Origin of the sequence: Flavobacterium sp. DSR2-3-3 (assembly GCF_049896585.1) — a bacterium.
Lineage (GTDB): Bacteria > Bacteroidota > Bacteroidia > Flavobacteriales > Flavobacteriaceae > Flavobacterium.
In genome coordinates this window covers 1-14,222 of record NZ_JAFCUP010000002.1, presented here as the reverse complement: position 1 = coordinate 14,222, position 14,222 = coordinate 1, and the positions used below count along the sequence as shown (strand labels likewise).

Sequence of the window (14,222 nt, the reverse complement as noted above, 5' to 3'; positions counted from 1 at the left end):
AATGGGACTATTTAATGCCATTTTAGGCAATGCATCTGAAGTAAATATTGAAAATATTTCTAATGAATTTGAGCCAATCTTAATTGATGGCGAGATAATTGAAAAAGCGTATAAACTTATTCGGGATATGTTTATTTTCACCAATAAAAGACTGATTTTGGTCGAAAAACAATTGGTTGGAAGCAAAGTTGATTACATGTCAATTCCGTATTCAAGTATTAAGAAATTCTCTAAAGAAAGCGCCGGAATATTGGATTTAGATGCCGAATTAAAAATTTGGTTGAATAATGACAACAATCCAATTATCAAACAATTCGGAAAAGGCGGAAACAACATTAATGAAGTATACAAAATTTTAAGTATGCATACTTTGAAATAGAAACAATATTGAAGAAATCCTAAAGATGACACTAATTGAAATTCAGTTAGTGTCATTTTTATTTTACCCAATTCTGTTTACAATTAAAAAATAAAACAAATCCGGATCAGAGAATTAAATATTATAAGAATACCCACTTTAACAGTTAAAATAAGATTTCTCTTTGAGCTTACTTTGACAAATTCTAATTTTTCACTTAATATTACACTATACCTATAATAAAAAGGGGTACACATTGTTTAAATCATAAAAATAAAACATTCAACAGCTTTTTTTAAGGGGGTTAATGATGATTTTTATATTTTTATTGAAATTTAAAACTAAAAACAATGAGGAAAATTATTTTAAGTGTACTATTAATCACAATCTTGGTATTAACCTTTTTTTCAAATTATTTTCTAACAGATAACCCTGCTCCGGCAGAAGCTGTAAAATTTGATACTGGCGATACCGCTTGGATGATTGTTGCGACAGCACTTGTATTCATTATGACTCCTGGTTTAGGTTTCTTTTATGGTGGAATGGTAGGCAAAAAAAATGTTATCAGTACCATGCTTCAAAGTTTTATGGCAATGATAATTGTAACCGTTTTATGGATTGTTATCGCTTTTGGATTATCGTTTGGCCCATCAATTGGTGGTATCATAGGAAATCCTATCCCAAATTTATTTTTCCAAGGTGTAGGAACCAACACATCATGGAGTTTGGCTCCAACAATCCCTTTTATGTTGTTTGCTTTATTTCAAGCGAAATTCGCCATAATCACGCCAGCATTAATTACAGGCGCATTTGCAGAAAGAATTCGTTTTTGGGCGTACTTATTATTTATGGTTTTATTCATATTACTCGTTTACACGCCATTGGCACACATGACCTGGCATCCAGATGGCATTTTCTTTAAAATGGGAGTTTTAGATTTCGCCGGTGGAACAGTTGTTCACATGAGTGCTGGATGGGCTGCTTTAGCCGGAGCCATTTTCTTAGGAAAAAGAAAAGTACAAAAAGTAAATCCTGCTCGTATCACTTATGTATTATTAGGAACTGGTTTATTATGGTTTGGATGGTTTGGTTTCAATGCGGGATCAGCTTTAGGTTCAAACGGTCTGGCAGTTCAAGCTCTTGGTACGACTACTGTTGCGGCTGCGGCTGCGGGAATGTCTTGGGTATTTCTTGATAAAATTCTTGGTCACAAACTTTCCGCAATGGGAGCTTGTATCGGTGTTGTAGTAGGTTTAGTCGCCATAACTCCTGCGGCAGGATTTGTAAGCATTTCACACGGTATGTTCATCGGAGCCTTTGCCAGTATAGTGAGTAATTTAGTGGTTAGGAGTTTCCATAAAGAGAAAATTGATGATGCTTTAGACGTTTTCGCCTGTCATGGTGTCGGTGGAATGGTTGGAATGCTTTTAACTGGAGTATTTGCTTCAAAATCAATCAACTCTGTTGTTGGTGATAACCAAGGACTGATTTTTGGCGATGCTACATTATTCTTGAACCAGTTAACTGCTTTAGCAGTCGTTTCCATATTTGCTTTTACAGCTTCCTATTTCCTTTTCTTTATTGTAAATAAAATTACTCCGCTTCGTGTAAGTGAAGAAAAAGAAGAGTTAGGCTTAGATATTTCTCAACATGGTGAGTTTTTGTAAATCATCATAAAATTAATAAACACTCTAAAATTCAGAGCGTTTATTTTTGCTCTACAACTGTCCTAAAAACTGATAATTTATAAAATAAGACTCTTTTTTTAAACATTAAACTAACAGCATTAAATCTAATTTATCAAATATTAATTTTAGCCAACATACTTTAAAACAAAATCCCAATCTTAAGATAAAGATTGGGATTTCATTTTAAAATATAGTCTTAGGGTTTCTTATTACTTAACCCGATTATCTATTTTAAGATAGTAAACTCAACTTTTGAATCATTATAAATTCTGTGGGTTTGTTTTTGAAAATCTTCTGGTTTAGCATAAAAAATATTATCAACAAACGTTTGCGGATTCAAATCAATAAATGGAAACCACGTACTCTGAACCTGAATCTGGATTTTATGTCCTTTTTTGAAAGTATGAAAAACATCCTGTAATTTAATGTTAACTGCCGTTTTTTCATTGGCTACAAAAGGTTCTGGTTTTGAAAAACTGTTTCTAAAACGCCCTCTCATCACTTCACTGCGCACCATCATGTGATAATTACTCATTTTTAAATAAGGAGCCACTTCTTTTGTCTCCGGTTCATCATTCGGGAAAACGTCAATCACCTTAACAATCCAATCCGCATCAGTTCCAGTGGTTGACACTTGTAATTTTGCCAATATTTCTCCGGCTAATGTAGTATCGTCGTTCAATATTTCTGTTTCAAAAACAATTACATCGGGGCGTCTAGCAGCAAAACGCTGATCATCTGTCATGTATTTCCTTGGCGTTAGCCCTGCTTGTTTGATATCTTCAGAATAAGGAACCGGTTTTTTAGGATCACTGATGAATTCTTCAAAAGAAATATTTTTCTTCGCCATTTTTGTCAATTGACTTCCTTGCAAAAAGAAATCTTGTTTTTCAGTATTTTGAGGAGGCCAAGTTTCATACGTTTTCCATTCTTTTCTTCCAGTGTCAAAAACATATGCTTCCGGTAATTTGTTTTCACCTTTACCGTTGTTTTTTAAGAAATGACGGAAGAAATTAGCTTCTATATTTTTTTGATAATAACCGGAAATACTGTCGCCAAAATTAATATTACCAATTACTTGTTTTGCAGAATTTCTAGCCCAATCACCGTGACTCCAGGGTCCCATTACGATTGTGTTGTAGTTTTTGCTGCTCTTTTCTATCGTACTATAAGTATTTAAAGGACCGTATAAATCTTCAGCATCAAACCAACCTCCCACTGTCATTACAGCTGGTTTAATGTTTTTTAAATGTTGTAAAATGCCACGCTTTTGCCAAAAATCATCATAACTGGAATGGTCTTTCAGTTGTTGCCAAAATTCATCGTCTTTACCGTAATATTTGTCTAAATTAGATAGAGGTCCAGCATCAAGGAAAAACTGGTAGTCATCATTTGTGCCCGTATTCGCAAATTTATACCAAGGCTCAACGGTACGCTTTGTTTTTTGCGGACCAAATAATGGAGTTACTTTCCAATAGCTCAACAAATAAGCACCATTGTGATGAAAATCATCAAAAAAGAAATCAGCAATACACGCTTGAGGCGAAACTGCTTTCAAAGCCGGATGATTACTCAACAAAGAATATGTTGCGTAAAATCCAGGGTAAGAAATCCCCCAAGTACCCACATTGCCGTTGTTATTAGCCACATTTTTAACCAACCAATCAATCGTATCATACGTATCCGAAGCTTCATCGGTATCTTTCTTTCCTTTTTTATTTGGAATAAAACCACGCATATTATCGTACAAACCATCACTCATAAATCGACCGCGGACATCTTGATAGACTACAATATACCCGTCCTTCATCATGGTTTCACTTGGAGAAATACTTTTTTTGAACTGATTTTCTCCATAAGGCCCTGAATTATAGGGCGTTCTTTGCATTATAATAGGATATTTTTTGGAAATGTCTTTTGGAGTGTAGATCGATGTAAATAATTCTGCTCCGTCACGCATTTTGATATGCACTTCTTTTTTAGTGTAATTTTCAGACACATAATTCACTTTATTATCTTGTGCAAATAACACCGCACCAAGAAATAAAAGAGAAATACTTAGTAGTTTTTTCATAAATTTTATAAGTTAAAATAGTTTTTAAAGATAAAAAATCTTACCAAATAAAACCAACATAAATTTAAATTTATGATTTTTAAAAGCAATATTTCGAATGCCTTTAAAATATAAAAAAACAAAAAAAAAGGCCTATTTGGCCTTTTTAAATGAATCAATTCCTTCTCTCAACCAGCCTTTATAGGCGTTAATATCTGAGTTGTAACTTTCTGGTTTATCAGATAACATGTTTTCTTCAGTATCCAAAACAATGTAATACGGTTGCGCATTGGCTTTGTATCTTGTAATTTGAAAATCACTCCATTTATTCCCCACACTTACAATTTCTTTACCGGTTTCTTTAGACACATATTGCTCGCTTTTTGGTAATTCTCTTTTATCATCGACATATAAAGAGATCAGCACCACTTCATCTTGTAATATTTTTAAAATCGCAGGATCAGACCAAACATAATCTTCCATTTTTCTACAATTGACACAAGCATATCCTGTGAAATCAAGTAAAATTGGTTTATTTATTGATTTGGCATAAGCCAATCCTTTTTCATAATCTTCAAAGGCTATAAGATCATGTGGTCCTAAATGTGCGCCGTTCGGCAAAATTACAGCTGATGCATTAGTACCACCTTTAGAGTTTCCCACTCCGTATGGACTTTCGCTATAGGTCATTGGCGGCGGGAAACCAGAAATTAATTTTAAAGGTGCTCCCCAAATTCCTGGAATTAAATAGATGGTAAAGGCCAAAACTACTAATCCAAAAGACAATCTTCCCACCGAAATATGATTCATCGGGCTATCATGCGGAAGCGTAATTTTTCCGAATAAATAAAATGCCAATGTTCCAAAAATAGCAATCCAAATCGCTAAGAAAACTTCTCTTTCCAAGAAATGCAACTGCAGTACCAAATCCGCATTCGATAAAAATTTGAATGCCAAAGCCAATTCTAAAAATCCTAAAACTACTTTAACTGTATTTAACCAACCACCGGATTTTGGTAATGAATTTAACCAACCCGGGAACATCGCAAACAACATAAAAGGTAAAGCTAAGGCCAATGAAAATCCGAACATTCCAATAATTGGTGCAATTCCGCCTTTGGAAGCAGCTTCGACTAAAAGAGTTCCTACGATTGGCCCGGTACATGAAAAAGATACAATCGCTAATGCCAAGGCCATGAATAAAATTCCAATTATTCCGCCTCTGTCGGCTTGATTATCCACTTTATTAGCCCATGAATAAGGCAACATAATTTCAAAAGCGCCCAAAAACGACGCAGCAAATGTGACCAATAATATAAAAAATATAATATTAAACCAAACATTTGTCGATAACGCATTCAGTGCATCGGCACCAAAAATCCAAGTCACTAAGAAACCTAAAACTACATAAATGAATATAATGGCAATTCCATAAATAATGGCGTTCCTAATTCCTTTTGCTTTTGTTTTACTTTGTTTCGTAAAAAAACTTACTGTCATAGGAATCATCGGGAAGACACAAGGAGTAAGCAAAGCGGCAAATCCAGAAAGAAAAGCAATGAAGAAAATAGACCATAATCCTCTTTGAGTTGAAGGTTTATTATCTAAAACAGGAACGATTTCAGGAGTGACAGTTTCTGCTTTATTTACATCGGTATTTACAACTTCAGTATCAACTTTAGCCGAATCTATAGTCGTTAAATCAGTTGCTAAAATAGCTATCTCTGCTGTTTTTGAAGTCGCAGGAATCGCAAACGTAAAATTCTTCTCGATATTGATACACGCTTCTTTACAAACCTGATAATTAAAGTTGACTTCAATTTTCGTGATTTTTGGATTTATAATCGAAATCTCCTGCTGAATTTGAGCTTTATTTTCAAAGTACGTTTCGTTCACTTCAAATATATCATTGAAAGCAGTTTTGGTTTTACTTTCTTTGGCTTTGCCAACTAAATTAAAATTTCCTTTTTGATTATTGAAACTAATTTCCAAAGGCAAAGAGCCGCCTTCAGCCGTAAATTGGGAATACAGATGCCAATCTTTTTCTATAATAGCATCAAAAGTTAGGATGTAATTAGTATCTGATTTTTTTTCTATTTTGGTCGTCCATTTTGCAGGATCAAGAATTTGAGCGTCACCATTGGCAAAAGCCAAAAAAGCAATAAGTATAAATAGTAGTTTCTTCATCATTCTAATTGTATTTTAAGTATATTTTTTGTTGTGTCATCTATTCTAAAACGTTCATCCTGACGCAGGCCAATTATCCAAACAATTTCATTATCCGAACTCAAAAGCCACGAGTTTTCTTTTTCTATCAACGATAATTTTTCATCTTTAAAAAGCTTACTCACTTTCTTCGATTTACCATTCATACCAAAAGGTTTAAAGCTATCGCCCTCGTTCCAATGACGTAAGACTAGCGGAAATTGCAATTTATCAACATCCACAAAGATAGCTTTATTAGAAACGTTACTAATGTCAGCTACTTTACAAAATGAAAGATTTAAGGGAATATTAACTTCTTTTTGATCTTCAGCAATAAAATATTCCTCCCTTTCATTTACGAAATTTATTGGGCTTAGGATTAAAGAATCTCTGTCTTTCAATAATCGGAATTCAGGAGAATACACGTATTTTCCAGATTGGCTTTCGACCAAATCATAAATATCATCCCATGCCGAAAATTCAAATTCTTTCAGCCACTGATATAAATATGATTTATAGTTGGGTAATTTTTTTAATTTTATTAAATCAAAATAAATAGTATCCTCCTCTTGCTTTGCAACTTGCTGATAAATCATGATGGAAGCATCTTCGACCATAACTTGTGCTTCCTGCAAATACGCCTGTGTTTTGTGAAACGAGGAAAGGAGATTTGAATTTAATTCCTTTAAAATCGGAACCAAATGATGACGAATTTTATTTCGAAAGTATTTATCCGATGCATTGCTGCTGTCTTCGCGCCACTGAATGGTATTTATTTTTGTATATTCTTCCATTTCTTCTTGGCTAAATGCCAAAAGTGGACGAATTACTTTTTCGTTCTGTTCCGGAATCCCTGTCAAACCTTCTAATCCCGTTCCTCGAACCAGATTGATTAAAAACGTTTCCAAATTATCATCGGCATGATGGGCAGTTAGAATATAATCATATTTTTCAGTTTCTAGTAATTCATAAAACCAGTTGTAGCGTAATTCTCGAGCTGCAACTTGTGTAGAAATTTTATAATCTTCAGCAAAAGCTTTGGTATCAAATTGTGTTATAAATATCGGAATAGCATTTGTAAGGGCATATTCCTTAATGAAATTCTGATCTTCAAAACTTTCCATTCCGCGCAATTGAAAATTGCAATGTGCGATTCCTATTTTATAATCCAGTTGCTGAAACAAATGCACCATGACCATACTGTCTTTCCCGCCGCTTGTGGCAAGCAGTATTTTTTTCCCGTTCAAAAACGGGAAATTATGAAGAATATGGTTTTTGAATTTCTGTAGCATGTTCAAATTTAATTAATTCGTTTTAATTTCACTTAAAACTTCTCGCATAGCTTTTGCTTTTAGCAAACATTCTTCATACTCGTTTTCAGGAATTGATTGCGAAGTGATGGCACTTCCAACCGAAAAAGAAACATATTTTTTTTCTTGATTGTATAAAATGCTGCGAATTACTACGTTAAAATCAAAATCTCCCTCAGGTGTAAAGTACCCTACTGCTCCACTGTATAAACCCCGTTTTGTTTCTTCCAGTTGTTCAATGATTTTCATCACCGAAATCTTTGGCGCTCCAGTCATACTTCCCATTGGAAAAGTTGTTTTCAAAATATCAATTACGGAATATTTCGAATCTAATTTAGAGGTAACCGTTGATATCATTTGGTGAACTTGCAAAAAAGAATAAATTTTGCACAACTCTCGCACTTCCACTGATCCTTTTTGTGCCGTTCGCGACAAATCATTGCGGACTAAATCCGTAATCATAATATTTTCGGCTCGTTCTTTTGGATCTAATGCCAATCGCATTTTTGATTGCTCATCTTCACTTGCATCCAAAAATCGTTTTGCGGTTCCTTTAATCGGTTGCGAAATAATGAACTCTCCTTCTTTCTTTAGATAGCGTTCCGGTGTCGCCGACAGTAAAAAATGTTTATTGTTTTTAAAAAAAACTGCAAATGGTGCCTGAGAAATTTCGTTGAGTTTGATATATTTTTCGATTGGATTTATGACGGCATTTTCAGCAAAAAATTCCATACAAAAATTAGATTCATAAATATTGCCTTGATGAATGTGCTCCAGTGCTTTAGCGACCTTCTCAAGATAATTCGCCTTCGGAATTCGTTGCTGAATTTTTATTGCAGATTCCTGATTATTAAACACTAAACGCTGAACACTGATTTCTTCAAAATCATCCTCCACTTCATCATCACACATCTTGAGATATTGAATTTCCAGCTGATTTCCTTTCAATAAAAACAACTTCTTAGGCTGAAAGAAATACAAATCCGGAAAATCCAACCCGTCATAATTCTTAGATTGTAATTGCTCAATATCATTTTTTAAATCATACGATAAATAACCAAAAAGCCAGTCTTTGGTGTTTTGCTGGTACTGTTTTAAATCCTCAAAGGCATTGTGATAATCGGTCTTTATTGAAGTAAATGAATCGACGGCAAGGACACAATCATAATTGGAATAATTGTGTGTATAATCATTACTGTCCAAATAAATAATTTCTCGAAACTGTTGAGACCAAAATAAAAGTTGTTGTTTGAACAATTTTGGATCGGAAATAGACTTGTAAATTGAAGTTCTCAAAAAGGTTTGGTGTTTAAAATTCAAAATTACAACAAAAAATAAACCTTCAATAACCGATTTTATTAAAATTAGCTTATTTTTTTGTAATTTTAATAGTGTAGGATCAATTTCGGACTTTTTTTAATCTTTTAATCATTCCCATAATGGCTTCGAAAATTTCCCTAAATTTAGTTGTTAAAGAAGCGAAAAAAATCAATTTATTTTTTTTCTAAACTTAGATTTTCTTGCAATCCTTAATTTTCTGATGAGCATGCTGCCAGCAAGATTACAGTCAAAAATATTTTTGCTATCCCAGTTACTGAGCTACGTGGTGTAGAATTTATTAAAAAAGAAATTTGCCAGGCCCATGTAAGTGCACTACTATTAGTTGCCATAAATGTTGATTGTAGAGAAAAAGTTAATGTAATGGTCAAAAATGCCCTTGATGAAAGTGGTTCGATCGATATGAAGCTATAAAATCATGTATAAATGTACCATTACAATTTTGCCGATTTAAATGGACATCAATGGGAAATTATGTACAGGAATGACAATGATGTTCCAAAATAATAACTATCTAATTTGTAACCTCTAACACAATATATTATGAAAATTGCAATTATTACTATCCGAACTTTAATTGGACTTATATTACTTTATGCGTCCATTAGCTTTTTTCTAAAATTAGCACCAGAACCCGAAGTTACCGGAAACTTCAAAGCTTTTAATATAGGTTTAGTCGCCTCTACTTATATCTTGCCATTAGCAAAATCAATAGAACTACTTTGCGGACTCTCCTTTATTGTGGGACGGTATGTTACGTTAGCCAATATCTTAATCCTACCCATAACCTTAAACATTTTATTTATTAATTTTTTCTTGTCCCCTGAAGGAATTCCTGTTGCCGTGTTCTTATTTTTAGGAAATCTGTTTTTAATTTACACTCATTGGGATAATTATAAAGGTTTATTTGTAGCAAAAGGTTAAATAAAGGCACCCGGTAAAAAAACAAAACCCGCTCAATTGAACGGGTTTCACTTTTTTTAAATAAAATTATTTAACTAATTATACATGCAAAGCTCTATTGTCAGTAGCCGCTAACGCCGCTTCTTTAATCGCTTCCGCAAATGTTGGATGCGCGTGAGACATTCTTGAAATATCTTCAGCAGATGCTTTAAATTCCATGGCTGTAACTGCTTCAGCAATTAAATCCGCACATCGAGCTCCAATCATATGAACTCCCAACACTTCATCCGTTTTTGCATCAGCAAGAATTTTCACAAATCCGTCTAAATCTCCACCTGCTCTTGCACGACCTAACGCTTTAAAAGGGAAACTTCCTGATTTGAAATCTACACCAGCCGCTTTCAATTGTTCCTCCGTTTGACCTACAGCAGCCACTTCTGGCCAAGTATAAACGACACCCGGAATCAAGTTATAATCAATATGTGGTTTTTGACCCGCTAATATCTCAGCAACCATTGCTCCTTCTTCTTCTGCTTTGTGCGCTAACATCGCGCCACGGACTACATCGCCAATGGCATAAATATTAGGAATTGAAGTTTGTAAATGATCGTTTACTTCTACCATTCCCCTCTCCGAGATTTTTACTCCAGCTTTTTCAGCATTCAAACCGTCAGTGTATGGACGACGTCCCACAGAAACTAATGAATAATCCCCTTCTAGAGTAATTGTTTCTCCTTTTGCATTTTCCGCTTGAATAACAACACCTTCGCCATTTCTTTCTACTGATTTCACTTTGTGTGAAACGTAAAATTTCATGCCTTGTTTTTTTAATACTTTAGTCAATTCTTTAGACAATGACGCATCCATTCCAGGAATGATTCTGTCTAAATATTCTACTACAGAAACTTGCGCTCCCAATCGTAAATACACTTGACCTAATTCAATTCCGATAACTCCACCACCAATAATCACCAAATGTTTTGGCACTTCTTTCAGTTTCAAAGCTTCGGTAGAAGTGATGATTCTTTCTTTATCAATTTTAATAAATGGTAAAGAAGATGGTTTTGAACCTGTAGCGATAATGATATTTTTAGCTTCAATCGTTTCAGAAGTTCCATCCGCTTTTGCAACAGCAACATGTGTAGCATCAACAAATGAACCTAACCCTTCGAGAACTGTTATTTTATTTTTGTCCATTAAAAATTTCACACCACCTGAAGTTTGATCTACAACAGCTTGTTTGCGGGCAATCATTTTTTCAAGATTCACTCTTACTTCTCCGGAAACTTCAATCCCGTGCTCTGCAAAATGAGCAATTTCACTGTAATGGTGAGAGGAAGCAAGTAATGCTTTTGATGGAATACAACCTACATTAAGGCAAGTTCCTCCAAGAGTTGAATATTTTTCTATAATTGCTGTTTTGAAACCCAGCTGTGCACAACGAATTGCTGATACATATCCGCCTGGTCCAGAACCTATAATGACTACGTCAAATGAACTCATAGTATATTTTTTTTATTGTGTTTTGTAAAATGTTCCACAAAATTAAGGAATTAAGTTTTGTTTAAAGTTTAATTCATAAGGTTTTTTATTATGAATTTTTACCAATTAGTATTTACTAAACGTTAAATATTTATGTAAATGGACCTATCTACTAAATATCAACAACGGTCGTGCTTTTTACTTCACTAATCATAAATGTGCTGTGTGTGCTTCCTATATGTTGTAATGTAGTGAGTTTTGTAACCAAAAATTCCCGGTAGGCTTCCATATCTTTTACGACTATTTTTAGTATATAATCGTAATCTCCACTCACATGGTGACATTCAATCACTTCCCTGAGTTGTATCACTTCGCTTTCAAACTTAGCGATAAACTCTTTAATGTGCTGTAATAATTTAATGTGACAAAAAACCACAAACCCTTTTCCTACTTTCGAACGATTAACTAACACAACATATTTATCGATGATTCCTTCTCTTTCTAATTTTTTTATGCGTTCGTAAACGGCAGTAACTGAAAGATTGAGTTTTAAGGAAAGTTCTTTGGTTGTTTTCTTACTATCTGTCTGTAATAAAAAAAGCAGTTTTTTATCTACTGAATCTAATATCATTTTTTGTTAAAATTGAATTGAAATAAAATCTATATAAACACTATTTAAGAAGCTAATTTAGAAATTTAATTTACATTAATCATATTTTGCAGTTTTAAAATCCAATATTTAATGATATGATTGATAATTAATCTATAATGATTTTATTTTGAAATAGATTTCTCGATGTACACCAGATTTCTAGCCCAGGTAGCAGTGAAAATCCTTTTCTTTTTTTGTTAAAAAAAGAAAAGATTGCAACGAATAGCTGGAAATAGCTCCTAAATTAACGATTAAATATAAATTATGAAAAATTTAAAGCCAGCAGACAACATTCAGGATTTACAGCACTTTGGTGAATTTGGTGGTGTAAACCCATCAATTTCAGATTCTTCAACCTATACTTTCTTATCGGCAAAAACGATGTTTGATACTTTTGAAGGCAATATGGAAGGCTGTTATTTGTATTCTCGACATTCCTCGCCGAGCAATTTATACTTAGACAAAGCATTGGCAGCAATGGAAGGAACAGAATCAGCTAATGTTTCGGCTTCAGGCATGGGAGCGATTACGCCTACTCTATTGCAATTGTGTGGAACCGGTGATCACATCGTTTCGAGCAGAACTATTTATGGTGGAACCTATGCTTTTTTAAAGAATTTCACGCCAAGATTAGGTATCAAAACAACATTTGTCGACATCACAAAACTTGATGTAGTTGAATTCGCAATTACACAAGAAACAAAAGTTTTGTACTGCGAGACGGTGAGCAATCCTTTGCTAGAAGTAGCTGACATTGCCGGTTTAGCAAAAATAGCCAAAAGACATAATTTGAAGTTAGTTGTGGACAATACATTTTCACCATTATCCGTTTCTCCAGCCAAATTAGGTGCAGATATTGTCATTCACAGTTTAACAAAATACATCAACGGAAGCAGTGATACTGTAGCTGGTGTTACCTGTGGTTCACACGAATTTATTGACAGTTTAAAAAACGTGAATAGTGGCGCCAGTATGTTACTAGGTCCAACAATGGATAGCTTGCGTTCGGCCAGTGTAATGAAAAACTTGCGTACCTTACATATCCGAATGAAACAGCACAGTCGCAATGCGCTATATCTAGCAGAACGTTTTGAAAAAGAGGGACTAAAAACGGTTTATCCGGGATTAAAAAGTCACCTTAGTCATGAATTGTATGCAACGATGATTGATCCAGAATATGGTTTTGGCGGAATGATGACATTGGATGTTGGAACTTTAGAAAAAGCCAATGCATTAATGGAATTGATGCAAGAAAAAAACTTGGGTTACCTTGCTGTAAGTTTAGGGTTTTACAAAACCTTATTCAGTGCGCCGGGAACTTCAACTTCTAGTGAAATACCGATCGAAGAACAAATGGAAATGGGATTGACTGATGGTTTAATTCGATTTTCTATAGGATTAGATAATGACATTGAAAGAACTTATCAAATGATGAAGCAATGCATGATAGAATTGAATATTCTTACATCCGAATACGTTTCAACAGTATAGTTGATTTTTCTACAATTTGTATAAGCAGCAAATATTTTGCTGCTTTCTTTTACCAATTTTTATTGCAATCAAGGTATAACAAGACAACAAGAATTGTAACCTAAAACTCCTAAATATAGGTTTAATCAACCTAACGTATGCTTAAATTAACTCTAAAGTTTATAAATTTCCGTAATCCGTAATCCGTTAAAATGCAACATTATAGATATTAAAAACAATTTAAGTGTGTATTTTATTTGACCATCAAATTGTTTTTTATTTGTTACTATGCTTCTATCTCATACTTATTAAACACAAAAAAACCTATTCAAATAAATGAATAGGTTTTTCAAAGAAAGGCGACGACATACTCTCCCACATAACTGCAGTACCATCTGCGCAGGCGGGCTTAACTACTCTGTTCGGGAAGGGAAGAGGTGAGCCCCGCCGCAATAACCACCTTAAGAGGTTATAATTGCTTTGGGCAATCATTGTAAAGTTGTTTATACTGCTATAAACATCAATTACATAATATCTTAACATACTGAGATAAAGAATTTATCCTGAATTTATTTCAGGAACTAATAAAAAAGATACTGAAACAAGTTCAGCATTAAGAAAGTTTCTTCCCCGGGTTGCCCCGGGGAAAAGCGTACATAAGCTTACGGGTTATTAGTACTACTCGACTATGACATTACTGCCTTTACATCTATAGCCTATCAACGTGGTCATCTCCCACGACCCTTAAAAGAAATCTCATCTT

At 34.0% G+C, this 14,222-nt stretch carries 10 protein-coding genes and 2 rRNA genes; 4 read left to right on the top strand and 8 right to left on the bottom strand.

Features of this window, described 5'->3' with window-relative positions; translation table 11 throughout:
* The first annotated feature begins 1 nt into the window (after window position 1).
* Both ACP7AQ_RS02790 and ACP7AQ_RS02785 read left to right on the top strand, forming a co-directional pair.
* On the top strand, window positions 2-379 hold the full coding sequence (locus ACP7AQ_RS02790) for a PH domain-containing protein (RefSeq protein ID WP_426063343.1): 378 nt from the start codon (window positions 2-4) through the stop codon (window positions 377-379).
* 329 nt (window positions 380-708) lie between these two features.
* On the top strand, window positions 709-2,025 hold the full coding sequence (locus ACP7AQ_RS02785; RefSeq protein WP_426094311.1) for an ammonium transporter: 1,317 nt from the start codon (window positions 709-711) through the stop codon (window positions 2,023-2,025).
* Window positions 2,026-2,272: 247 nt separating this feature from the next.
* Here the strand turns inward: ACP7AQ_RS02785 and ACP7AQ_RS02780 are convergent, their stop codons facing one another.
* The 4 genes from ACP7AQ_RS02780 to ACP7AQ_RS02765 form a co-directional block, all read right to left on the bottom strand.
* Window positions 2,273-4,120 carry a CocE/NonD family hydrolase gene (locus tag ACP7AQ_RS02780; protein WP_426094310.1) on the bottom strand — a complete coding sequence of 616 codons (1,848 nt, stop codon included), beginning with the start codon at window positions 4,118-4,120 and terminating at the stop codon, window positions 2,273-2,275.
* 132 nt (window positions 4,121-4,252) lie between these two features.
* Window positions 4,253-6,286: a protein-disulfide reductase DsbD family protein gene (locus ACP7AQ_RS02775; protein WP_426094622.1), complete on the bottom strand. Its 2,034-nt coding sequence runs from the start codon at window positions 6,284-6,286 to the stop codon at window positions 4,253-4,255.
* Window positions 6,286-7,596 carry a tRNA lysidine(34) synthetase TilS gene (gene tilS, locus ACP7AQ_RS02770; protein ID WP_426094309.1) on the bottom strand — a complete coding sequence of 437 codons (1,311 nt, stop codon included), beginning with the start codon at window positions 7,594-7,596 and terminating at the stop codon, window positions 6,286-6,288. The genes ACP7AQ_RS02775 and tilS overlap by 1 nt, the downstream gene beginning before the upstream one ends.
* 12 nt (window positions 7,597-7,608) lie before the next feature.
* Window positions 7,609-8,910, bottom strand: coding sequence for an anthranilate synthase component I family protein (locus tag ACP7AQ_RS02765; RefSeq protein ID WP_426094308.1), 1,302 nt, complete (start codon window positions 8,908-8,910; stop codon window positions 7,609-7,611).
* Window positions 8,911-9,495: 585 nt separating this feature from the next.
* Here ACP7AQ_RS02765 and ACP7AQ_RS02760 point away from each other — a divergent pair.
* Complete coding sequence (locus ACP7AQ_RS02760; protein ID WP_426094307.1) at window positions 9,496-9,876, top strand: DoxX family protein; 381 nt, start codon at window positions 9,496-9,498, stop codon at window positions 9,874-9,876.
* Between the two features lie 78 nt (window positions 9,877-9,954).
* Here ACP7AQ_RS02760 and lpdA read toward each other — a convergent pair whose 3' ends face one another.
* Window positions 9,955-11,358: a dihydrolipoyl dehydrogenase gene (gene lpdA / locus ACP7AQ_RS02755; protein ID WP_426094306.1), complete on the bottom strand. Its 1,404-nt coding sequence runs from the start codon at window positions 11,356-11,358 to the stop codon at window positions 9,955-9,957.
* A 151-nt stretch (window positions 11,359-11,509) separates the two neighbouring features.
* Window positions 11,510-11,968 carry an Lrp/AsnC family transcriptional regulator gene (locus tag ACP7AQ_RS02750; RefSeq protein WP_426063350.1) on the bottom strand — a complete coding sequence of 153 codons (459 nt, stop codon included), beginning with the start codon at window positions 11,966-11,968 and terminating at the stop codon, window positions 11,510-11,512.
* A gap of 285 nt (window positions 11,969-12,253) precedes the next feature.
* Between ACP7AQ_RS02750 and ACP7AQ_RS02745 the strand changes: the two genes are divergently transcribed.
* Entirely contained in the window at window positions 12,254-13,480 is a 1,227-nt protein-coding gene (locus ACP7AQ_RS02745; protein WP_426094305.1) for an aminotransferase class I/II-fold pyridoxal phosphate-dependent enzyme, read from the top strand.
* Window positions 13,481-13,813: 333 nt separating this feature from the next.
* Here ACP7AQ_RS02745 and rrf read toward each other — a convergent pair.
* Window positions 13,814-13,923 (bottom strand): 5S ribosomal RNA (rrf, locus tag ACP7AQ_RS02740).
* Window positions 13,924-14,111: 188 nt separating this feature from the next.
* Window positions 14,112-14,222: ribosomal RNA gene (locus ACP7AQ_RS02735) — 23S ribosomal RNA — on the bottom strand; the annotation flags it as partial.